Raw genomic sequence first — 23377 nt, forward strand, 5'->3', positions numbered from 1 at the left:
ATCTTTGGATATGACCGAGTTTTATCAAACTGAACTTAGATTACGATCATTTCCGGCTGGTTATCATCTGATCACCTATGAAATAGAAACTGCAGTCCCTGAAATCTCCACTATCCAAACTGGTTTTCTTCAGGTTTTTATCAAACATACTTCCGCTGCATTGACCATCAATGAAAATGCAGATCCAACAGTCAGACAGGATTTCAGAACCTTTGTGGATGAGCTTATTCCTGAGGACTACCCCAGGTTTATTCATACTTATGAAGGACCTGATGACATGCCCGCTCATATAAAGGCCAGTTTCTTTGACTCCCAGCTTCAGATTCCCATAAGCAATGGAAGGCTCAATCTCGGAACCTGGCAAGGAATATATCTTTGCGAGTTCCGCACTCATGCTAGTCCTAGACAGCTCGTCTTAACTGCTTTTGGTCAAGTAAAATCCTGAACCCTCTGTACAGCACCTGAATAAGCCATTGATATAATTCGCTTATTGTCTTAGTAAGGATAAGTTAGATTTGTAATGATGCGGAAGATAAACCCCAGCCTCTTTCTTCTTCTGTTCAGTTTAATGGCTTTGCCGAAGGCTCTGGCACAAAACACCGAGCTACCAAATGCCTTTGCATTTAAACTGGATGAACCAATAGTCCTGGATGGTATTTTAGACGAAGCCATCTGGATGGACGAGGAAGGCTGGAACCGTGATTTTACACAGTATTTTCCTTTCGATACCTCTTTGGCCGTGGTACAGACTCGCATCAAAATAGCCTTTGATGCAAACAATCTATATCTCGCTGCCGAAATGATGAATTTAGGGGAAAGGGACTATGTTTCGACTTCTCTTCGTCGTGATTATCGTGGCCAGCAGAATGATGGAGTGACTTTCGTCTTCGACACCTTTAATGATAAAACCAACGCCTTTCAGTTTGGCATTAATCCTTATGGGGTTCAGCGTGAAGGATTATTAGCAAACGGGGGTTCACGAGGTGAGGATCTGAGCCTGGCATGGGATAATAAATGGTACGCTGAAGCTACGATTCTCGAGGACCGATGGGTGGCTGAGGCCATCATTCCACTTTCCACATTGAGATTTAAAGACGGAGGCCAAAACTGGAATGTGAACTTCTATCGTATCGATAGCGACACCGGTGAGCGCAGTACCTGGTCACCGATTCCCAGAAACTTATCCATCATTTCTTTGGCTTTCAGTCGAAAACTTATCTTCGAGGAACCCATAAAAAAGACATCTGCCAATATTTCAATCATCCCATATGTGGCAGGTCGAACTTCCAAGAATTTTATTGAAGGTACAGAAGAATCGTTTACTCCTTCTTTTGGGGGAGATGCCAAAATAGGAATTGGGCCGGCACTTAATCTGGACCTGACCGTCAACCCTGACTTTTCCCAAGTAGAGGTGGATGAACAGGTTACAAACTTGGATAGATTTGAGATTTTCTTCCCAGAAAGGCGACAATTCTTTCTCGAAAATGGGGATTTATTCGCCTCTTTTGGACATCCTTTAGCAAGACCTTTTTTCTCCAGAAGAATAGGAGTGGCAAGGGATGAAAACACCGGACAGAATGTGCAAAACCAGATTCTTTATGGAGCAAGGCTTTCAGGTAAAGTGACAGATGACTGGCGTGTGGGTTTGATGAATATGCAAACCGCAAACGATGAGGATGCAGGGATCATTGGGAATAACTATTCTGTGGCCGCCGTGCAGCGGAAGGTTTTTAGTCGATCGAACATAGGCTTCATTTTCGTGGATAGAGAAACTTTAGCTCCTGATGAAAGCAATAACTTATTTGACCCTTCAGAATCGAATCGCCTTTTGGGTTTAGAATATAATCTTGCTTCTGATGATGGAAAATGGACAGGTAAAGCCTTTTATCACCGGACATTTGAGCCTGATGAAGGTGAAAGTCCAAGAACTTTCAATGCCTATATGCTTTATAATGATTTGAATTGGAGAGGAAGCATCAGCTACCTGGATATCGGCGAAGGCTATAATCCAGAGGTAGGCTTTGTCCCGAGGACAAATTATAAGCGTTTCAATCCGGATATCGGATACAACTTTTTCCCTCAGTCCAACCTGATCAATCGACATGGTCCTTCACTGGAATATGAGTTGTTTTGGAATGAAGAGTTAGGGACAACCGATAGAAACTTCAATTTGGGATATCAAATTCAATTTCAATCTCTGGCCCAAATTGAGTTCGCTTTAAGCAATAATTACATCTACCTGTTTGATGATTTCGATCCAACCCGAACAGGGGGTGAACCTCTTCCTGCTGGGAGTGATTACTACGCCAATCGCTTTCAGGTAAGCTTTCAGAGTGACCCGAGAAAGGCTTTTAATCTTCAACTCAATTCGGAGTTTGGGGAGTATTTCACCGGGCAGATTGCCTCAATCAGAAGCCAGCTAGGTTGGAGAATTGGATACACAGCCAATATCTCCATGAATTTCAGCTATAATCGTATTCGACTTCCTGAACCTCAAAATGATGCAGATCTGCTTTTAGTTGGACCAAGGATAGATTTGACTTTTACCAAGAACCTATTCTGGACCACATTTATCCAGTACAATAATCAGATCGAAAACATCAATATCAATACCCGTCTGCAATGGAGATTTGCTCCTGTATCGGACTTCTTCCTGGTTTACACGGATAATTACTTCCCAGATACATTTAATTCGAAGCAAAGAAGTTTGGTATTGAAGCTGAATTATTGGTTAAATCTATAGAGGTTCGTTTATTTCACCGCCTCCACTCTTACTTTAGCCCCAGTCATCAATAATCTTCTATAGCCATCCTGAGTATCTGCATTAACTTCTTTTCCAAGTAGCTTCACCTTTCCATATTCCTCCGGAATCTCAATTGAAAGTCCCCATTTTTTCTCAGTCTGCTCCACTTCAATCATCAGCTCATCCCCTTCTTTTTCATACTTCAGGCTGACTTCATTGTCCCCAATTTTTACTCGCTCAATACTGGCCTCATTCCAGTTATTAGGCATCTGTGGGCGAATGTAAATTACCCGGTTTCCAGCATCAGGCTGAATTCCAAAAAACTGAGTAATAATCGGTACCGCGAAGCTGTACATGTTCCAGGCCTGTGTAAACATCCCATAATCAGGTGATACTTCATAAATGGAACCCGGAAGGGCGAATCCAAAACTTAGGGTCATCCTTTGCAGATAATCAAGTGCCGCATCAGGATTCCCATAATTGTTTTCTCCAATTGCTTGAACACCCGTAGGCAAAGTCATCACTGCCCCTGTATAAGAAAATGCCTGGCTTCCGGCAAAACTTCCATCCTCGCTTTCCGCCTGCTCATCTCTATCGATCCCTGTCACAAAAACCCCGAAGGGATTCGTGTATTTTCTACCGGTTTCTAGCGCGATTTGAGCTTTTTCCGGATCTGCAATACCAACCTCCATTGGAGTATTAACCACCCAATTATGGTACAAAACAAAGCCCTGTTTTTGGTCTTTAGGTAATGTGGATAACTTTGACTGAGTAGCTTCTAATTCTTCTACAGCCCAGGGCTTATTTAAGGTATCTGCTCGTAAGATCGCACCCTCCACCAATTGCAAAGCCTCTTCAGCTGTCCCGATAAAATCAGCATATGAGCCAAATTCCGGCACCCAGAAATCCGAATTTATCTTTTCGGCAAGCGCTTCAGCCGTCTGTTGATAACTTTCAGCCAATTCCTGTTTGCCTAAAATCTCCGCCATCTGAGAAGCATCACTAAATGCCTTTTGGCTATAGGCTGCCACATCGATCATCTCAGATTCCAGACCATGGATTTCCATCATTCCATATCCATCGGCCAGAAGATTTCCATCTTTATCATTTTCTTCCAATAGCCAATTCAAACCCTTTTCTATGGTGGGGAAATACTTCTGCAAAAGCTCCACATCTCCTGTCCATCGGTAGACCTCCCAAACCGTAGAAGCGAACTGAGGTGTTTCATTGATATTGCCTGGATTAAAAACCACTCCATTGGTAGATACCTCATGGACAATGCGGCCATTTCCGTTTTCAGATTCAGAAAGATCATGCAATAGATCAAGGGTTTCGTAAACCAAGTCTTTTCTTCCTGTGGTAATCAAACCTTGGATTGTGTATTCACTATCCACACCAAACCACCAGGGATAATCTGGCAGTCCTGCACCAAAGCCTCTTCCCAATTTAGGGACTTCTCGCACCAGCCAATCCGTATTATACTTGATCCACTCAAATGCTCGCTGAACCTCCTTATCAGGGATGTTAATTTTGGACACTTGACTCAGTTCCTCGTAACGGGCCTTCTTGTTAAACCAATCCTCAATGTAATTTGCCTTCAAATCGGCAAAGGTTTCCAATGCTTTCACCTCACTCTGGTCAGATCCTGAAATAAAGATGGGAAGAACTACACTTGAACCAGCAGGAATCGAAACAGATGTGGAAAAACCTGATTTAAATCCATTTTCTCCTTTAGATTCAAAACTACATTCTGGCTTTACAGGAGAAAGCAGAAAATTCTCATCACTACCCCAGACAGCAAACCAATCATTTGATTCATCCTTGGCGGTAAAAGTACCCGTAAGCTCCTCAAAGTTTACCTGATCTGGCCCGTCAATCATGCCGCTCCGCTCTCCCAACCAAACGGGCTGCAAATCCACATTGGCCTCAAAAAAGAAATCAAAGGCTGCTGAGCTTGATGATTCATTTTGAAAACGGAAAAGAACCGTCATTCCCTCTCTGCCGTCCGAAACGAATTGAGTCCGATCCACACTTACTTGTTCGAAGACCACACCATAATCCTGTTGATTTGCAAAAGGGTAATTGGTAAAGGTTTTTGCTTTGTCCAAACAAATGATTTGCTCTCCAGACTTTAAAGAAGCGGTGAAGCCATCCATGAGCTTGATAGGATGCATCCAAAGCCCTCCCATTTCTCCCTCTACATGCCAACCAAGATCAGGAAAAGTCCCATCCTGATGACCCACCATATAAAAGCGGTCACCTGATGCTGAAAATGGGCTAGACAGATACTCCCTCTTCCCAGTGAGACCTTCCTGGCTTTCCAAGTCTTCAAATATTTTATCCTGCGGGGAACCCTTCCATTCACAAGCCCACAAACCTAAAACCATCCCAGTAATGGCAATAGCTACCCTGATTCTCATTGATTTTGAAATCTTTTGTTTAATACCAAAAAAGCCCTCTAGAATTTTTTTCCGTACCAAAGTCCCTGATTTATAGATAAATGACAGAAAAAGGGTGACGAAAAGTTAATTTCGGATGACAGCTTATTTTTGGCTGAAATTAAAGAAAAATGAATCAACTAATTTTCGGTTAAATCCCCAAACATTGCCCCTGCACAGTCTGTTTGGAAGTAATGAAATTCAAAAGGTCTATCATATGGTTCAGGAATGACTTGAGACTCAGGGACAATGTCACTTTATTGGAAGGCATTGCGAGAAGTGAAGAAATTATCCCAGTCTATTTTCTGGATCCAAGACATTTTGAAAAAACTGAATTAGGCTTTCCAAAAACCGGAAAACTCCGTCATAAATTTTTAATAGAAAGCTTATTGAACCTGCGAGCGAACTTACGGAGAAAAGGGGCGGATTTAATTATTCTAAATGGAAAACCAGAGGAAATTCTCCCTGAAGTAGCCACAAGCATAGATGCTCAGGCCATATTCTTTTCACAGGAAGTGACCTCTGAAGAAACCTCGGTTGAAAAGGCCCTTGAACAAAAATCCTGGGCAAAAGGGATAGCCACAGAAAATTATTGGCAAAGTACTCTTTATCATATTGATGATTTGCCTTTGCCGGTAGGACAGCTACCAGAAGTTTTCACGCAGTTTAGAAAAAACGTAGAAAAGTTGTCCAGCATACGAAAAGAGGTGGATGCGCCTAAAAGTATCCCGTATGCACAAATAGAAATACCAAACAGTCTTTCCGATGAGGAAGTAAAGAATGGGCTTGGGGAGCTCCTGCCGCTGCCAAACAAGGTGATGAAGTTTGATGGTGGAGAATGCCGCGGTATGGAGCGCCTTGAGTCCTATTTCTGGCAAAAGGATTTACTCAAAAACTATAAGGAAACCCGCAATGGGTTGCTGGGAAAGGACTACAGCTCCAAGTTTTCGCCTTGGTTGGCCCTAGGCTGTATTTCACCTCGAACAATCTACTGGGAGGTGAAAAAATATGAGAAAGAGAGGAAAAAAAATAGTAGTACCTATTGGTTGGTTTTTGAGCTGATTTGGAGAGATTATTTCAGATTCATATGTAAGAAACATGGAGATAAAATTTTCCAGGTAGAAGGAATAAAAAATCAGAGGGACTCCTGGCGAAGAGATCGCGCGGATTTTCTGCGCTGGTGCGAGGGGAAGACAGGAGTCCCATTTGTAGACGCTAATATGCGCGAACTGAATACGACAGGCTTTATGTCTAACCGTGGGCGTCAGAATGTAGCTAGCTTTCTTGTCAATGATCTGAATATTGACTGGACCTGGGGGGCAAGCTATTTCGAGAGCATGTTGATCGATTATGATGTATGCTCTAACTGGGGAAACTGGATGTATGTAGGTGGTGTAGGAAATGACCCCAGAGAAAACCGGTACTTTAATATTCTCCGGCAGGCAAAGAATTACGACCGTGAAGGGGAGTTTGTGCGGTTTTGGATAGACGAACTAGCCAGTATTGAGGGATTTGATATTCATAAGCCCCATGAGCTACCTGAAAATTTTCTGCGTGGAAAGCGAATTGAAATTGGTAAAACCTATCCCGAGGCAATGGTTGAGATGGAAAAGTGGAGTTAGGGATAGGATACCCCCGGAATTGCTTCCGGGGGTTATTTTCTGGTCCAAATCTAACTAACTATTTCGCTTTTCTGTGTTCTTCTGCCGGGGCTTTTGATTTGGTTTCCAAATCATGAAGTACCAGATAGTCTCAAAAAAAATCACCAAAAATGAGATTTTAATCCAAACTCCACCGTCCAATAATTGGCTAAAATCAAATCGTAGCTCTGGATAAACGTATGCCTCTGAAATAAGCAACAGTGACAGGTATAAAAGCATAAATTTCCAATTGGACTTGAGAAATGCTATAAGGTTCTTCATTTTAACCATTCATCAATACTCAAACCAAAACTCAGAAAAATCAGCGGGCACAAGTTTCTCTCTGCTCATTTCTATATCATATAAATAGTCTCCAAGCTCAGCAAAAAACGGAAAGGCGATCTCTTCATATTCATAGACATCATCGTTCAGTGTTTCATCCTCATTTACATAAATCACCGCTGCTACGAAAAACTCAATTCCATTATCAAAATCCACATAGTAGCTTCCGTCCAGAAGATGCCCATACGCCTGACCGGTCTTATTGAAAAGTCTTAAGGATTTTCTTAATCCTCTCTTATCATTTCCATCCAGGTAAAACTTAGAATATGTATCCCAATACTCCTCCACAGGATAATTTGGATAATCGCTTTCCCCCGGAAGCATGCTCATGTATTTCAAGATTAGATTTCTATGTTCCTCATTAATATTAAACCGCTCCATATCCGGAAAAGCCATGGGAAACATAATCCGCTTTACGGTTCCACTCAAATCTGAGATGGCAAATTTATTCTTAAAAGTAAAGTCCATCCCTTCTTCGATTAGGGAATCTCCCAGGTAATAGGCCTTTCCGATAATCGGTTGAGCTGAGTTTGAATAGACCTTTTCTTCAGTTCTGGCCGGAATCTCATGAATCAATTCACCATCTTTATTTACAAAACGGATCGGGTTGAACATTCGGTTCTCCTCAGGCGTAGCCCTGAAACTAAGGCGGTGATTGATTACCGTATGATTCATGCCTTTTTCAGCCAGTTTACTGTTGATGTAATCCTGTCCTAAAAGCTCATACAGACGATTATAGGCATCATTGTCAGAAACCAGGAGAATCTTTTTGATATACTGGGCAATGCTGGGAAGTGAGTCCTCCGCAGATAGATCCACATAGGCCGGAACCTGAGAGGGGTGAATGGAATCAGTCAGCATAGTGGTATTGGCATCCAGACCCTCAATATTTTGCTCCTCCAACCACTCCAAAGCCAAAATCGCAACTGGCAATTTCACCGTGCTGGCGGGATAGAAATATCGCTCATCATCCAGATTAAAAGGGAATTCAGTCATCAAAGGAATTCCATGTTCATTTCTATCCAGCTGAGTGTAGAGAATCTGCACCTTGTATTTATCGGGGTTTTCAAGCACTTCTTCGAGCACAGGATATTTCTCTAGGCCATCTTGAAAGGGCACTATTTCTTTTGGCCCGCAGGCCAAAGCCAATACTAAAAGGGATGCAAGGGTGAAGATATTCTTCATGGTCAGATATTCGTTTTACGATAGTTTATGCAATGTTTCAGAAAGAAGCTCCAAATCTTCTGGTAGATGGAAAGCTGAAATAATAATTCGATTAATCCTGGGATCCTTTACGGTAGGATAATGGAACGAAGAAACGATAAATCCAGCCTCTTCCAAAGCTTCAACCCACTCATCTCTTTCAAACACAAAAACGGGATAATCCTCACTTTTATTTATCCCATTTATATCCTCGATAAGCGATGAAAAAAGTTTGACATTCTGAACTAGCTTTTTTTGCTGATCAACATAAATGTTCTGGCATTTTAGAAAAGCATAAAGATAGGCCGGAGGACAAGGTGAAGCCCCGCCATACATTCTCAGACCATGGATTTTTTTCTGTCGCTCCTCGGAGCAAAGGATAATCCCTGCGGGTAAACTCAGTCCTTTACCTAAAGAACCTGAAACGATCACCTCCGCAGGAAGGGTTTTCAAAGATTCATAAGTTCCGAAGATCCCCTGCCCAATTAAACCGAAAGCATGACTGTCATCCACAATGAGCGTGACAGAGTGCTTTTTCCCTATTGCTTTAAGCCACGAGTAATCGTGGATCATGCTAGTCAAAGGATCAACGGCATTTCCGAGTATCAGAATTTCCTGAGGGGCCAATCTTTCTGCCTTTTCCAGGCAAAGCTGTTTCCAGCTTTCAAAACTCATTGTAGAATCCGGGATCAATTGATTGGGAAGGATGGCTGGGTGGGTATCAGGTGCTACCCAGATGTCTTTGGATTTTGAGCAGCTTTGCAAAGCAGCAGATCCGGCGAGATAGCCAGAGCTCATCACGATAGCTTCTTCTGCTCCGGCGCTTTGAGCAAAGAAATCCTCAAACTCCTGGAAGATGTTAAGCTTTACATTGTTGCCACGGCTCTGGCCATGGTTCAAACCCAAAAGCTCCATACCTTCCGTCAGAGCGCTTTTAAAAGGGGGCAGCAATCCCATCCCGAGGTAAGCCGTCCCGCTGAAATAGCGATAGTTTTTTCCCTCGTATCGGATAATCCGATCTATTTTTTGATCCAGATGGAATTGCTTCAAAATGAGTATTGAAATTTAATTTGCGAAGATTTGGGATGGGTCCTTAAAGGACTTAAACTCAAGGGCATTCCCGGAGGGATCCAGGAAAAACATGGTTGCCTGCTCTCCCACTTCTCCTTCAAATCGGATGTATGGCTCGATCACGAATTCGATTCCGTGCTCCTTTAGCTTATCCGCCAGCTCATGCCATTCTTCCCAAGGCAGAATAGCTCCAAAATGCCGAACAGGAACATTTTTCCCATCGACCGAATTGGTCTTGGCCTGGGCAAGTTCATCTGGTTTCACATGGGCTGACAGCTGATGACCAAAAAAATCAAAGTCGATCCATTTATCGGTATTCCGGCCGATTTGGCATCCGAGCAGCCCACCATAAAAGGCTCTGGTTTCCTCAATATCCCGAATGGGAAAAGCAAGGTGAAAAGGTTTAAATTCGCTCATAGTTCTATCTTTGGAAAGGATTCAGAGAACTTCAAATTTAGAATTAAAATCCACAATAATGACAGCAAAAAAGTCGGTATCTCTTGTTTTAGGAAGTGGGGGAGCCAGAGGAATGGCCCATATCGGCGTGATCGAAGTGCTGGAAGAGAATGGCTACGAGATTCGCGAAATTGCGGGTAGTTCGGTAGGTGCCTTAGTGGGTGGAGTTTATGCCGCAGGTCAACTCGCGGAATTCAAGGAGTGGATCTGTAATCTGGGTCGGGTAGATGTCTTTGGCTTAATGGATTTTTCTTTTTCCAGCAAAGGTTTCATTAAAGGAGACAAGGTATTTCATGTGCTCAAAAAAATCGTGAAAGAGCAAAAGATCGAAGATTTAAAGATTCCTTTTTCCTGCAATGCGGTGGATTATCATGAGGGTTTGGATCGGGTTTTCGATTCAGGCAGTCTTTTTCAAGCCATCCGAGCTTCTGTGAGCATTCCTTCCTTGGTACAACCCGCAGTGATTGACGGAGTGGAATACATTGATGGAGGTGTTTTAAACCCTTTGCCCGTGGATCTTTTGAAGAAGAAAAGCCAAAAGGTGCTAGCAGTGAACCTGAATGCTTTGGGCGATAGCTACGTCAAACCTCCCAAAAAAGACCATGGAGGAAATCGACTGATCCAAACTCCCGGCTGGCTTAAAGAATATCAGGGCAAAATGAATTCCTACTTTGACCGACATAAGGAGGTCAGTAAAAGAAAAAGTCTGGGTTCTCTGGACCTGATCAACCGCTCCATGGAACTACTTCATGACCGGGTATCGCAGCTTACCCTGGAAAAGCATGGAGTGGATGTGGTCGTGGATATCAGTAAGAGACAGGCAAGTACGATGGAGTTTTATAGGGCTGCTGAGATGATAGAAATAGGTAGAATCAAAGCTGAAAAAGCGATCAAAAAGCTTGAGAATGAACCCTAAAGACCTAAATAAACTTCTGGGCAATATCGATATCTATCTGCTGGACCAGATACTCAAAGAGAGGTTTAGCAAGGATATGCGTATTCTGGACGCGGGATGTGGGGAAGGAAGAAACGCCATCTATTTTCTGAATGAGGGATATAGAATCTTCGGTATCGATCAGGAGGAATTAGGAGTGCAATACCTTAAATACCTTGCGAAAACGATCAATCCAAACTATGAGCTGGATCGGTTTCAAATAGCCAAACTGGAAGAGATTCCTTTTCATGATGGGGCCTTTGATGCGATCATTTGCTCTGCCGTCTTTCACTTTGCTCAAAGTGAAAAACACTTCTTTCAAATGCTGAACGAACTCCTGAGAGTGCTGAAACTGGGAGGGATTTTTTGGTTTCGCACCTGCACTGGGTTTGGCGGGATTTTAGAACAGGGTCAGCCCATAGGAAAAGGAAGGTTTTTACTCCCGGATGGGTCTGAGCGTTTTGTCATCACCCGGGAAATCCTTCAGCAAATAGAAGAATTAGGACTCAAATTTTTAGAGGAGCCGAAAACGGTTTTGGTCTTAGACCAGCGGGAAATGGGGATTTTCCTAATGGAGAAATTAGGTAAATAATGTATTCCATCTCCTTACATTTGCAGCATGCAACTTCAATACTACCTTGAGCTGGCGGGAACCTTGGTTTTCGCGATTTCTGGTGCTCTGGCTATTCGGGAACGGGACCACGACCTATTTGGAGCAGGGTTTACTGGATTTATCACAGCGATAGGTGGAGGTACACTCAGAGACATTCTTTTGGACAGTTATCCCTTAGTGTGGATAGGTGATATTTACTTTTTATACGCCATCTTTTTCGGTCTTCTTTTAGCATTCCTATTACCGAATTACCTTAGTCAGCTGCGAAAGACGTTTTTTCTTTTTGACACTTTGGGAATCGCATTTTTTACGATTTTGGGTGTGGAAAAATCCTTAAGTCTAGGGGTCAGTCCCGAAATCGCAGCGATTATGGGAATGTTTTCTGCAGTAATGGGTGGAGTGATCCGTGATACCTTAACGAATGAAACACCTGTACTTTTCCGAAAGGAAATTTACGCCTCTGCCTGTCTGGCAGGAGCTATTTTATATTTGATTTTGAATTATTTTGAAGTGGCTCGAGAGCTAAATATGCTTATTTCCATTTCGCTGGTGATTGCCCTTCGATTGCTCTCTGTGAAGTACAAATTAAGTCTTCCTAGGTTGGGGTAGATTTGAATCAATAGTGGATGTTACTCTACTTTTGAAGGCTTATTTTACTCCCCAAATCGGAGGGATATATTGGATATACCAGATATCCACTTTTTGTGCTTCATTTGATTGGCTACAGCCTCGTGCCTCGGCTTCTCACCACTCTGCTTTTGGTTTCTTTACTTTTCCCGACTTTTACCCCATTTTTCGCCCAGGCTTCGTATATTCTGTTTTTTAAATCTTTGCAACCGCAGGGTATTTTCACAGGGATCGTTGGAAGTTATTAGAGATCATGAAAACTGGTAGCTCAAAATCAATAAGAGAAGGTCCAACCAAACGATTACTGCTTCCATCAACAATGATTTCTGCACAATTACCGACCACATGAAATTAGACCTTAATTGCGAGGTAGAATACATTGGCTCTTTCCTTTCTCAGGAAGAATCTAATGGTTTGCTCCACGAACTATTAAAAGTCAAAGACCTTACGACCCCTTTTTCTATGGAATTGGCTTCAGGTGAATTGTTTCAGCAAAATTTTGGAAAAATGATGTTTGTGGATAGAGAAATCTACGATAAGAAAAAACTCCCATCTTCAATTTGGGGTACGAATCAGGTTTGGTCAGAAAGCATGAGTGTGCTTAAAAGGAGAATTGAGGGATATACAGGTCAAAGTTTTGCAACCTGTGTTTGTATTTATTACCCCGATGGAAATGCTGGTGTGGATTACCATTCCGACCAAGTTGCTTTTGGAGATACGAACATAATTGCATCTATTAGTCTAGGGGAAGAACGACTATTCCAATTGAGAGAAAAGCAAACAGGGAAAGTCTATGACCTTATACTTGGGAATGGTAGTCTATTGGTAATGGGTAACGGAACCCAAGATAGGTATGAGCACGCATTACCTATTAATCCGACCTATAAAAGACCAAGAATTAATCTGACTTTCAGGAAGTTTGGGTTCGATTGAAATCCTAACTTAGCCTAAGTATTAGCTGGGCGGCGATCAAATCTTCGATAGCATGACCAACTGATTTAACGAGGTTGATTTTAAACTCAAAAATCTACGAAATATTTAATTTGGATTAATTACCCTTAGATATAATGTCATTGAAAAAAATATTTATACTTAGCTTTCTTGTTTTAGGATGGCATTTGGCCAATGCACAGGAAAAGGTCGATTCATTGGATAATAACTATAAGATCGAAAAAGGACGATTCTTCACCTCTCTTACTGCTTCCCTTAGCCAAAGAAGTGCCGAGAATGAAAATCAAATCCTCCGGCAAGTCAAAAATCAAAATAGATACAGATTCCGTATCGTTGGGGCAGGAGGATACGCCATAAAGGACAATTTCATGGTGGGTTTAGCAGGGGGTTATGGCCGATCTAAAGAGGATATTACTTTTCTGAATGAAAATCAACAAGAGGTAACCACTCAGCGATTGGAGCAAGGATTTTCAATTGTGCCAAATATGAGAAATTATATACCACTTGGCCGTGGACAATTGCAAATTCTAGTCCAAACCGAATTTGGATTAACCTTTGGGGAGTCTTTGCAGCGTAACTTTTATGAAAGTGAAATTGACAAAATCGAGAGTGAGTTTATAGAAATTAACGTAGGTGTAAGCCCTGGATTAGTCCTTTTCTTCGATAGACATTGGGCCTTCGAAACCACGGTTGGTATCGCCGGCCTATCTACTCGTATCGAAGAAAGTATCACAAATGACGACCTACAGAACAAGACCAGAATAGTCCAAAATAACGTGGATTTACGAATCAATCTTTTAAACCTAAACCTTGGGGTGGCTTACTATTTCTAAGGACACCTGAATTAAACTCGATTAACTTAAACAACATCATTGTATTATGGAGAAAGTTTTAAGCCAATTATACATGATAGCCCTAATTTTTACTTTTGCCTCGTGCATTAAGGAGGATAAATTTGGATTGTCGTCATTCAAGGAAATCAAGACATTTGAATTACCTGGGCAGGCCGGAGTCTCGGACATCGATAAAGAGGCCTTGACGATCGAGATTCCAATGGCGGAAGGGGCATCTTTAATTGATATTTCACCTTCATTGATTGAACTATCAAACTTTGCCCGGATTGTACCTGGTATAGACGAACCACAGGATTTCAGCGAAAGCGTAACCTACACTGTTACGGCAGAAGATGGAACTAGCAATGACTGGACAATCATTGCAGTCCCAGCTTTGCCAAATCCACAATTAGCAAATAGTAATTTTGATGACTGGTATCGGGTAGGCGATTACCAGCAGCCTGGCATAGATGCAAATAACACAGTCTGGGGTACTGCGAACCGGGCCATAGCCATAGCAGGAGATGCTAATACCAACCCGGAGGATTTGGGGGGTGGGGACTTTGCTGCGAGGATGACGAGCGTGGCAGCACCCCTTTTAGTGAGAATGGCTGCAGCAACGCTATTCACAGGCCGTTTCAAAGATGGCTTCCCGAATCCTTCGGATCCCAGATCAAATATTGATTTTGGCACTCCTTTTATAGGAAGGCCTGAATCATTTCAGGTAGAATATCAATATTTTCCTGGAGACTCTTACGAAGATGCCAATGGCAATCCCCTTCCGGGTGGAGATCAATGCGATATTTATGTTCTTTTAGAAAAAAGAGAAGGGGAAGAGGTTGAAAGAATCGCGACTGGATGGTTTAGATCATCTGAGGAAGTGAGCGAATGGACAACCCTTGAAGTAGGCCTAAAGTATGGTGAATTAAGCTCTTCAGATCCCGAGTTTGAATATGCAAATATTAGGGAAGGTGAATCATGGGCCGACCCCGATGCTACTCCCACACATATCACGGTCGTTTTTTCATCGAGTGCTTTAGGGGACTTTTTTACCGGAGCCATAGGAAGCGAACTATGGGTAAATAACTTTGAGCTGATTTATTAGCAATTTTTAAATTTCTAACAAAAAAGCCTATTCCAAGTCGACCTGGAATAGGCTTTTCAAAAGGGCACGGGATATATCAATCCATTCGGACTAGAGAACCTCCAGTTTCCGATCCACCGATTGGCTTTATTCTGGCAAAAGCCATTTCGTCATCAATATTCACGTAGGTATAAAGCATTCCATTCTTGAAAAACCGAAGCGAAGCCTTTGGGTAATCCTCAATTTTCTCTTCGTGAAGCATATTATAATCTGTATCAAAAAGGGTGACCACCTGCTTTTTGATCACAGAATCTGCAATCATCCTATCCTTATCTTCTGCAAACCTCCACAGCAAATCTCCCTCAGGATGGTAAATCATTTGTTCAAACTCGACCTGTTCCCGCTTTTGGTCCATTATGGCCATCAAAGCTTCCTGAGAATCTACCTCTGATGGAAAATCGCCTGTTTTCTCATTAGTGGTGAGGGTAGCATTAAAAGTCTTATGCACCAAAGTGTCCTTTTCGGGCTGCCAAACCAAAGCCTCATTAAATGCCGCATTGGTAATAACAAAGTCCCCATTAAGAAAATTAGTGTGTACGGATTCGCCAGTAGTCATCATCATTTTACCATCTCCACTTCTCATGGTAATGGAAAACTGATCCAGCCTTTCAAACATATCGCCCGCCTCCATAAGCTCTATGGTTTTTGCTTCCATATCCAGCTTTAAAATTCCTTTTGCCGGCTCTCCGAAACCTTGCTCATTAAGTCGAGTGAAAAAAAGTTTACCATCAGGAGAAAAGGTGCCATGATATTCAAAGCTTTCGTCTTCGGCAATTTCATAACCGGTCCATTCTGACTTCTCATATTCGAAGGTGCTGACTAACTCACCTTTTTGGTTGATTTCATGGATTTTGTTGAAATCAAACAGCTTTAGATTTCCATTTTCCAGAACCTGAAGCCTCCCTATAAATCCACCCCCAACTCCATTTGGGCCTTCTCGCTCAAGCTGAACCGTTTCCCTTAATTTCATCTGATCTAAGTCCACGATTTCCAGAAGAAATGTATTAGGGTTGAAATTGAAAAGTGTTTTTGAATCGCTACTCACATCAGCGATTCCCATCCCCCAATTCAGAAAGAAGAAATGATCACCGGCATCCACCATCACAGTGTCGATTTCATAGGTTAGCTCATAGTTAAAATCCGCTGTGGTTTCCTCAGAGCTTTCTCCTCCACAGGAGAAAAGCAAAGCGAAAAGAGGTAAAAAGAGTAGTTTTTTCATGATTGGTTTAGTTAAAATTAAAATCCATAATGGCAAACCCAAGTTCATCCTCAATATTAACATAGGACCATAGTTTCCCATCTTTAAAAAACGGATTACTGGGCGCCTTTTCTAGATTTTCCAATTGAGTCTCTCCGATGAGATTCAAATTTTCGTCATAAGCGAATAGGAAAACCTCATATGTTCTTGGCACGTCGTCCGCCACCTTTGGATCCATCTTATCCCCAAATCGGTAATATCTCTGACTTGATGAATCCCAAAGCAATGGCTTATAGGCTATCTGGGTTCGAAGGGTTTCCATTTGCTCGTTGAATTCTTCATCCCCTGAGGGTTCTTTATTTATATCCGCGCTTTTCCTTCTTGCGGTTAGCTTATGAGGAAACTCAATTAACCTAGCAGAATCAGACTCAAAATCATAGAGATATATATCAGAAGTAGCGGATGTAGATACAAAGAGTTCATCATTCATCGGGTACACATCGATTTGCTCAGTATACACCATTGCCGTAGTACCATTCATATTCATGAAGGTATAGTCCTTTAAAAAATCAAAGGCTGGTAAGTCCACAAGCTTTCCAGATTTGCTAGCTAAGTCTATTATCGATAAGTCCCAAACTCCTTGAAAAAAGCTACCAAATAGAGAGACATGAGTTTTGCCGTCATTGAGCAGGAGCAAGCTATTGGTTAATGGAGAATTATCATCTGACTCATATTCAGGAATATCACTAGGCGCGAACTTTAAATCCAAAAGCTTCTTACCGTCCAGGTTAAACTGTCCGGCTTGCATATAACTTGCTATTACAAATTCGTCACCTGGCAGGTATTGAAAATTATTTGGAAAGTTTCCAACTCCATCAGGCCCCTCTTCTTCAAACTGAAAACGCTCAACAAGTCTTGCCGCATCCAAATCAATTTTCAATAAGCCTTGATCCTGAGGAACGTAAAGGAAAACAAACTTTCTATCAGGTGTGACCGCAGACGTACGAAATCCGTTTGCCAAGTTAATTAACTCTTCTCCCGAATCGATTTGAATGGTATCTAGCGAAAAGCTAAAATCCTCAAGAATATTATTAGGGGTTTCCGAATCGCCATTAGTTCCTTCGGAGCAGGCGAAAACCGCACAAGATAGTAGTGCGAGCAAAAGAATTCTTTGCATAAAAGTTGGTTTAGTCAAAATCGTAATCAAGAAATCAAAAACAGACTGATTTCCTGCGGCATAAGTTAAAACGAAAAGACGGTATGAGTCTCCTTTAAGCCTAGTTTATATGACAGAGATTCCTAAAAATTTCTTAAAAAACAAATGAGTATTTAGCGAACGCAGGAAATTCTCCCACCACTGTGTAGGCGTAAAGGTAGCCATCCTTAATGAAGGCACGGAAGGGGTATCGATCCATTTTCAGTAATTTTTCCCCGATGAGATTCAAATCTTGATCGTAAGCGAAAAGGTAAATATCTGAGCCCAAACTCCCTTCTTCATTGAACCGGGTGTTTTCGGATGCAAATCGGAAATACATTTCTCTCGAATCATCCCAGTAAAACTTTGTGAAAGAAATAAGCTTATTTATTTCTCTCCCTAATGCCCTTCTTTCCTCATGAGAATTTACATCTGCTTTGATACTACCGCTTCTTTTATTAGGGACCAACTTATGGTCAAATGAAACAAGTCTCAAAGAATCCAGCTGTGGCAAGTATTGATAAATATCAGAAGTGGATTGACAGTATACTATGAAAGAATTATTCACTTTATCCAACCAAACCTGATCTCCAGAAATGGTGGCACCATTTCCCTGCATAAACACCACTCTGAAATTGTTGGCGATGTCCATTGCGGGTATATCAAACATTTTCACCGAGTCGTTCTGAAAATCAAAAGAGGCTAAGCCCTGTGTTCCACCCATAAAAACTCCAGGTATAGAAACACCCTTGTTACCATCATCGATTATGAACATTCTTCGTTTGAAATCCAGGTTTTCTATGTCTGGAAGCCCCTTCCAATTCCGGGATTCAAGGTTCAACTCGCTCAACTTTTCCCCTTCTTTTGAATAAATCCCTTGAACCCCATATCCGATTAAAGCGAATTTATCATCTGCTAAAAGATTTGCATTGATCAAATACTCAGGAACCCTGTTGGGACCATCAGTTTTCAAGGTATAGCGCCCTTTCAAAGAGAAATCTTCTAGTTCTATTTCATGGATTTCAGGATTTTCACCCTCATAATAAAAGAAGAGTGTTTTTTGATCGGCGCTTATTTCAGGATAATTGTATGCTCCAGGGATAAAAATTTCCTCACCAACATCTACCACCACAGTATCTATATTGACTATTAACTCATCCAATACATTTTCAAAGGATTGATCCTCTTCCCTTGTTGCACATGAACTAAAAAGTAAAATACCTAAAATAAGGGCTAAAAATGTTCTCATAGTCAAAAATTAAATTTTAGAAAGTGAATAGTTATACCTCCTGAAGCAAAGTTCTAAACGCAAGTGCCTTCTCGCCGAATCTTATTTGGGGCTTAATTCTCAATTCCTGAGCATAAAGCTTTTCATATTCCATAAGCTTGGCAGTGGACTCTGCAAAAAACTGAATACTATAATTTGTGCTTTCGTCATCAGCGCTATTCAGTAGCCTATAAAATTTATGACTGGTAAAAAGCCCACAAGCAAAAACTTCGGGAATATGAGTGTCCTTCATCCAGCTCACAAAATCCTCTTCTACAGAATGAGCTACGGTGTAAGTGATATTATATAGAATCATATGAATTAATTTTAATCAGATTTTATTTGTTTTGCCAACAATCACAACGTAACCAAGTTAGACTTGCCGTGTCGGCTAAAATTCTGCCTCGGTAAAATTAACCAATGTCCAGTCCACAAACTATTTCTAAGGAGAGGAAAGTAAATATCAGGTTTTTGGTAGCAAGAATCCTTGTCATAGCAATCTATGCTGCAGGGGCTATTGGGCTCAGCTTTCCAGAATATAAAGAGCTTTTTGAGTTTCTTACCCCTTTTCAGTTGATCGGTACTACCTGCCTTTTGCTTTTGTTTCACAAGGGTTGGAATGATTCATTCCCCATTTTTGGAGCAGCAGCATTCTGGATTGGGTTTGGCTCCGAAATTATCGGGATTCATACCGGACTACTCTTTGGGAATTATGTTTATGGGCCCACTTTGGGGCCAAAGCTTTGGGAAGTCCCCCTTGTAATCGGCTTGAACTGGTTCCTTTTGGTGTATTTAAGTGGGGCGCTTTTTTCTAAATCTGTCAAAAACGACTACCTAGGAGCAGCTCTCGGTGCAGCAGTCATGACTGCCTTGGATTATGTAATCGAGCCGGTAGCAGTGGTTATGGATATGTGGTATTGGAAGTTTGATATCATTCCCCCTTCAAACTATGCAGGATGGTTTCTGATCGCCTTTATCATTCATTTAATTTATAGGAAGGCTAACTTTGCCAAAGAAAATCCACTAGTCCCATACCTTCTGGTTTCGATGATTCTGTTTTTCACAATTCTAAATTTCACCATCGTTTAATCCTCGATCAATTACCAGAATCTGTAATTGGTTGATAATTTGCGGTTAAAGCAAAAAACAAAAGTTCAACAAAACGGTTTACTTCACAATGGTAAAGGCGATAGGCTTTATTATACTCGGATTTGCAATCATGGAATTTTCCGGATGGGCTATACATAAATACTTAATGCATGGTCCCCTTTGGTCAATTCATAAGACACATCATCAACCTTCGAAAAGCTGGTTTGAGCTAAACGATCTGTTTTCTCTGCTTTTTGGCAGTATCGCAGTAATTTTAATCATTCTGGGAATCGAAGCTTTTGATTATCGATTTTGGATAGGAATGGGCATAAGTCTGTATGGAATGCTATATTTCTTCCTGCATGATGTTTTGATCCATCGAAGGGTAAAATTGTTTCACAGACCCGGCAACTTTTTCCTTCGCGGTATTTTTAAGGCCCATCAGGCCCATCACAAAACAAATAAGAAAGATGACGCTGTCTCTTTCGGTTTGTTTGTGGTACCAAAAAAATATTTTAAAGAAGAAAAGCAGTGAGCACGTATTCAATCAAGGATTTAGAACAGCTGTCGGGTATAAAAGCCCATACGCTAAGGGTGTGGGAACAAAGATACAGTTTACTCGACCCCAAGAGGACGGAGACTAACATCCGTTACTACGACGATGAAGATCTTAAACTCATCTTGAATGTTGCCTTATTAAATGATAATGGGTTCAAGATTAGTAAAATCGCATCCATGTCAGAGGAAGAAAAGCGGGAAGAGGTAGTCAAACTGACTGAAAGGTCTTTGACTCATGATGATCAAATTCATGCCTTGACTATCTGTATGATAGAAATGGATGAGGAGCGCTTTGATAAGGTGCTTTCTACCAATATTCTGAAACTTGGTTTTGAACAAACCATGCTCAACGTCATCTATCCTTTCATGTCAAAGATCGGAGTACTGTGGCAGACTGGAGCTGTAAATCCGGCTCAGGAACACTTTATTTCGAATCTGGTCAGACAAAAACTTATTGTAGCAATCGACGGGCAAGTCAACGCACATGGAGGAAAGAAATTTTTACTATTCTTACCTGAAGGTGAGCTGCATGAAATTTCTATCCTGTTTGCTACTTATATTATTAAGAGCAAAGGACACCGCGTGATCTACTTAGGACAAAGCACCCCAAGTGATGACTTGCTTTCTGTTTATAAACTTCATGAGCCAGAATACCTGCTCACTGTGATCACTACCTCTCCATCTGCCGAATATGCACAGGATTATTTAGATGCCTTGTCAGAAAGGTTTGCTAATTCGAATATTCTAGTGACAGGATATCAGGTAATTGGCCAGGACCTCAAGTTTCCATCCAATGTGAAATGCCTGAATTATATCCGCGATATCAAAGAGTATCTGGAGGAGTTAGAGCAGGTTCCACAAGAGAAATAGTTTAAAATTTCAACACTTTACTTAAACAAAGGCATTTCAATGAAATGCTTTTTTTGTTTTAAAACCTGCCTAAATTGCCATTTTAGAGAGTTTTAGTGGTAATTCATATTTTTTGTTTAATCTTTCTCAAAAAAAATTCAACAATTCTATTGTATTTTGTTTAATCATTAGTACATTTGATTAAACAAAAATCAGTAACACCATGACGACTCTTGAATTTAGCTACTCACTTAATAAGATGTCAACCAGCCTGAAGCCATTTGCGCTGAAATTGACTCGAGACATGGATGATGCAAATGACCTACTACAGGATACAATGGTTAAGGCATTTACCAATAAGGACAAGTTTCAGGAGGGAACCAACCTGAAAGCTTGGCTCTACACAATCATGAAAAATACTTTTATTACCAACTATCAAAGAATGGTTAGAAGAGGAACTTTTGTAGATACTACCGATAACCTCCACTACATCAATTCAAGCGGATCAAGAATTGAGAATGATGCCTATCAGAATTTTACATTAGATGATACCCACGCTGCCATTGATAGTCTGGATGATGTTTATAAAACTCCATTTATGATGCATTTCAGAGGATTCAAATATCATGAAATTGCAGAAAAGCTTAACATCCCAATTGGAACTGTAAAAAATAGAATCCATATTGCCCGTAAGCTTTTAAAAGCAGAACTTACAGTATACAGACATAAGAATTAAAAGATGAGCCAAAAGCATGTGGTAGTGATAGGTTCCGGGTTTGCGGGGCTTTCCGCAGCTACCCACTTGGCAAAAAATAACCACTCAGTCACCCTGATTGAAAAAAATGAATCCCCTGGAGGAAGAGCTCGAAAGTTCGACCATCAGGGGTTTGTTTTTGATATGGGGCCAAGTTGGTATTGGATGCCTGACGTATTCGAAGATTATTTTTCTCACTTTGGGAAAAAACCCAGTGATTATTATTCTTTAAAAAGACTTGATCCCTCCTATGCGGTCATCTATGGCGAAAAAGACGTATTGGATATCCCAGCAGACCTGGAGCAGTTTAAACAGATGCTCGAGGACATTGAGCCTGGTGCTGGGAAGCAATTGGATGAGTTTTTGGCTCAAGCCAAATACAAATATGAAGTGGGAATTCATGATTTAGTGAAGCGTCCAAGTCGATCAGTTTTTGAATTCACCTCTCCAAAACTACTTGCGGATATGATTAGAATGGACATTTTTCAGTCCATGTCAAAACATGTTCGTAAGTTTTTCAAGCATGAAAAAATTATCCGGCTGATGGAATTTCCTGTACTTTTTCTTGGAGAAACTGCTGATAATATTCCTGCCCTATATAGCCTGATGAACTATGCAGATATCGCCTTAGGCACCTGGTATCCCATGGGAGGAATGCATGAGGTAATTAAGGGAATGGTAACACTCGCGGAAGAACAAGGAGTGAAGATTCGTTACGATTCTGAGGTAGAAGAAATCGAAATCGAAAATGGTCAGGCCAAAAGAGTTCGCCTAATTTCAGGCGAGAAAATCGAAGCCGATGTGGTCGTGGCAGGGGCAGATTACCATCATGTGGATAAACATCTAATTAATCCCAAGTATTCGAACTATTCAGAAGAGTATTGGGATAAGAGGGTAATGGCTCCATCCAGTCTTTTATTTTACTTGGGTATAGATAAAAAACTCAAGAATCTTCGACATCATAATTTATTCTTTGACGAACCACTTGGCCCTCATGCAGATGCTATTTACAAACATCCAAGATGGCCTGAAAAACCGCTTTTCTATGCTTCAGTTCCATCCATGACGGATCCCTCCGTTGCACCTGAAGGAAAGGAAAATATGTTCCTTTTAATCCCATTGGCACCAGACCTAGAAGACACAGAAGAGATGCGGGAAAAATATTACGACATTATAATGGAAAGGCTAGAAAGAATTACTGGTCAGGATGTTAGGTCCCATGTGATTTATAAGAGATCCTACGCTCATGCTGATTTTAAGTCTGATTATCACGCCTTCAAAGGCAATGCTTATGGACTGGCAAATACCCTGACTCAGACCGCTATTCTGAAACCCTCCTTAAAGAATAAAAAAGTATCTAACTTGTACTATACCGGGCAGCTTACAGTCCCCGGTCCAGGTGTTCCCCCTTCTCTAATATCGGGTCGCGTGGTCTCAGGTGAGGTGATGAAAGAAAACAATTTGTAAACAAA

22 protein-coding genes are annotated in these 23377 nt (G+C 41.3%); 14 read left to right on the forward strand and 8 right to left on the reverse strand.

The window, feature by feature from the left end:
* The first annotated feature begins 10 nt into the window (after positions 1-10).
* The gene (locus QVH07_RS06915) at positions 11-445 is read left to right on the forward strand and encodes a secondary thiamine-phosphate synthase enzyme YjbQ (RefSeq protein ID WP_289999430.1); all 435 of its coding nucleotides are present in this window, start codon (positions 11-13) and stop codon (positions 443-445) included.
* Between the two features lie 75 nt (positions 446-520).
* Complete coding sequence (locus QVH07_RS06920; protein WP_289999431.1) at positions 521-2743, forward strand: DUF5916 domain-containing protein; 2223 nt, start codon at positions 521-523, stop codon at positions 2741-2743.
* 8 nt (positions 2744-2751) lie between these two features.
* On the opposite strand, the gene QVH07_RS06925 is transcribed toward QVH07_RS06920, so the two are convergent.
* Positions 2752-5163, reverse strand: coding sequence for an alpha-L-rhamnosidase-related protein (locus QVH07_RS06925; RefSeq protein WP_289999432.1), 2412 nt, complete (start codon positions 5161-5163; stop codon positions 2752-2754).
* Positions 5164-5375: 212 nt separating this feature from the next.
* On the opposite strand from QVH07_RS06925, the gene QVH07_RS06930 reads away from it, so the two are divergent.
* Complete coding sequence (locus tag QVH07_RS06930) at positions 5376-6803, forward strand: DASH family cryptochrome (protein WP_289999433.1); 1428 nt, start codon at positions 5376-5378, stop codon at positions 6801-6803.
* Positions 6804-7115: 312 nt separating this feature from the next.
* On the opposite strand, the gene QVH07_RS06935 is transcribed toward QVH07_RS06930, so the two are convergent.
* From QVH07_RS06935 to QVH07_RS06945, 3 genes are read right to left on the reverse strand one after another with little or no spacing between them, the layout of a single operon-like run.
* Positions 7116-8348, reverse strand: a complete 1233-nt coding sequence (locus QVH07_RS06935) for a serine hydrolase (protein WP_289999434.1) — start codon at positions 8346-8348, stop codon at positions 7116-7118.
* A 15-nt stretch (positions 8349-8363) separates the two neighbouring features.
* Complete coding sequence (locus tag QVH07_RS06940; RefSeq protein ID WP_289999435.1) at positions 8364-9416, reverse strand: aminotransferase class I/II-fold pyridoxal phosphate-dependent enzyme; 1053 nt, start codon at positions 9414-9416, stop codon at positions 8364-8366.
* Positions 9417-9431: 15 nt separating this feature from the next.
* Complete coding sequence (locus QVH07_RS06945) at positions 9432-9854, reverse strand: VOC family protein (RefSeq protein WP_289999436.1); 423 nt, start codon at positions 9852-9854, stop codon at positions 9432-9434.
* A 58-nt stretch (positions 9855-9912) separates the two neighbouring features.
* Here QVH07_RS06945 and QVH07_RS06950 point away from each other — a divergent pair, with 58 nt between their 5' ends.
* The 6 genes from QVH07_RS06950 (at position 9913) to QVH07_RS06975 (ending at position 14956) form a co-directional block, all read left to right on the forward strand.
* Entirely contained in the window at positions 9913-10809 is an 897-nt protein-coding gene (locus tag QVH07_RS06950; protein WP_289999437.1) for a patatin-like phospholipase family protein, read from the forward strand.
* Entirely contained in the window at positions 10799-11419 is a 621-nt protein-coding gene (locus QVH07_RS06955) for a class I SAM-dependent methyltransferase (protein WP_289999438.1), read from the forward strand. Before QVH07_RS06950 ends, QVH07_RS06955 begins: the two co-directional genes overlap by 11 nt.
* A 27-nt stretch (positions 11420-11446) precedes the next feature.
* The gene (locus QVH07_RS06960; protein ID WP_289999439.1) at positions 11447-12049 is read left to right on the forward strand and encodes a trimeric intracellular cation channel family protein; all 603 of its coding nucleotides are present in this window, start codon (positions 11447-11449) and stop codon (positions 12047-12049) included.
* 363 nt (positions 12050-12412) lie between these two features.
* The gene (locus QVH07_RS06965; RefSeq protein WP_289999440.1) at positions 12413-13000 is read left to right on the forward strand and encodes an alpha-ketoglutarate-dependent dioxygenase AlkB; all 588 of its coding nucleotides are present in this window, start codon (positions 12413-12415) and stop codon (positions 12998-13000) included.
* A 140-nt stretch (positions 13001-13140) separates the two neighbouring features.
* On the forward strand, positions 13141-13851 hold the full coding sequence (locus QVH07_RS06970) for a porin family protein (RefSeq protein ID WP_289999441.1): 711 nt from the start codon (positions 13141-13143) through the stop codon (positions 13849-13851).
* Between the two features lie 46 nt (positions 13852-13897).
* A complete protein-coding gene (locus QVH07_RS06975) occupies positions 13898-14956 on the forward strand; it encodes a PCMD domain-containing protein (RefSeq protein WP_289999442.1) in 1059 nt (352 codons plus the stop codon).
* 76 nt (positions 14957-15032) lie between these two features.
* Here the strand turns inward: QVH07_RS06975 and QVH07_RS06980 are convergent, their stop codons facing one another.
* From QVH07_RS06980 to QVH07_RS06995, 4 genes are all read right to left on the reverse strand, one after another.
* On the reverse strand, positions 15033-16214 hold the full coding sequence (locus tag QVH07_RS06980; RefSeq protein WP_289999443.1) for a DUF4221 family protein: 1182 nt from the start codon (positions 16212-16214) through the stop codon (positions 15033-15035).
* Between the two features lie 7 nt (positions 16215-16221).
* Positions 16222-17370: a DUF4221 family protein gene (locus QVH07_RS06985; RefSeq protein WP_289999444.1), complete on the reverse strand. Its 1149-nt coding sequence runs from the start codon at positions 17368-17370 to the stop codon at positions 16222-16224.
* Between the two features lie 133 nt (positions 17371-17503).
* The gene (locus QVH07_RS06990) at positions 17504-18637 is read right to left on the reverse strand and encodes a DUF4221 family protein (protein ID WP_289999445.1); all 1134 of its coding nucleotides are present in this window, start codon (positions 18635-18637) and stop codon (positions 17504-17506) included.
* A gap of 31 nt (positions 18638-18668) precedes the next feature.
* On the reverse strand, positions 18669-18971 hold the full coding sequence (locus QVH07_RS06995) for a DUF4286 family protein (RefSeq protein WP_289999446.1): 303 nt from the start codon (positions 18969-18971) through the stop codon (positions 18669-18671).
* A 104-nt stretch (positions 18972-19075) separates the two neighbouring features.
* Here QVH07_RS06995 and QVH07_RS07000 point away from each other — a divergent pair, with 104 nt between their 5' ends.
* The 5 genes from QVH07_RS07000 (at position 19076) to crtID (ending at position 23372) form a co-directional block, all read left to right on the forward strand.
* Positions 19076-19744 carry a carotenoid biosynthesis protein gene (locus QVH07_RS07000; RefSeq protein WP_289999447.1) on the forward strand — a complete coding sequence of 223 codons (669 nt, stop codon included), beginning with the start codon at positions 19076-19078 and terminating at the stop codon, positions 19742-19744.
* A gap of 88 nt (positions 19745-19832) precedes the next feature.
* On the forward strand, positions 19833-20279 hold the full coding sequence (locus tag QVH07_RS07005) for a sterol desaturase family protein (protein ID WP_289999448.1): 447 nt from the start codon (positions 19833-19835) through the stop codon (positions 20277-20279).
* Entirely contained in the window at positions 20276-21172 is an 897-nt protein-coding gene (locus QVH07_RS07010; protein WP_289999449.1) for a MerR family transcriptional regulator, read from the forward strand. Before QVH07_RS07005 ends, QVH07_RS07010 begins: the two co-directional genes overlap by 4 nt.
* A gap of 202 nt (positions 21173-21374) precedes the next feature.
* Positions 21375-21887, forward strand: coding sequence for an RNA polymerase sigma factor (locus tag QVH07_RS07015; protein ID WP_289999450.1), 513 nt, complete (start codon positions 21375-21377; stop codon positions 21885-21887).
* A gap of 3 nt (positions 21888-21890) precedes the next feature.
* The gene (gene crtID, locus QVH07_RS07020; RefSeq protein ID WP_289999451.1) at positions 21891-23372 is read left to right on the forward strand and encodes a bifunctional phytoene desaturase/3,4-desaturase; all 1482 of its coding nucleotides are present in this window, start codon (positions 21891-21893) and stop codon (positions 23370-23372) included.
* Positions 23373-23377: the final 5 nt, after the last annotated feature.

It is taken from the genome of Algoriphagus sediminis (assembly GCF_030403435.1).
Lineage (GTDB): Bacteria > Bacteroidota > Bacteroidia > Cytophagales > Cyclobacteriaceae > Algoriphagus > Algoriphagus sediminis.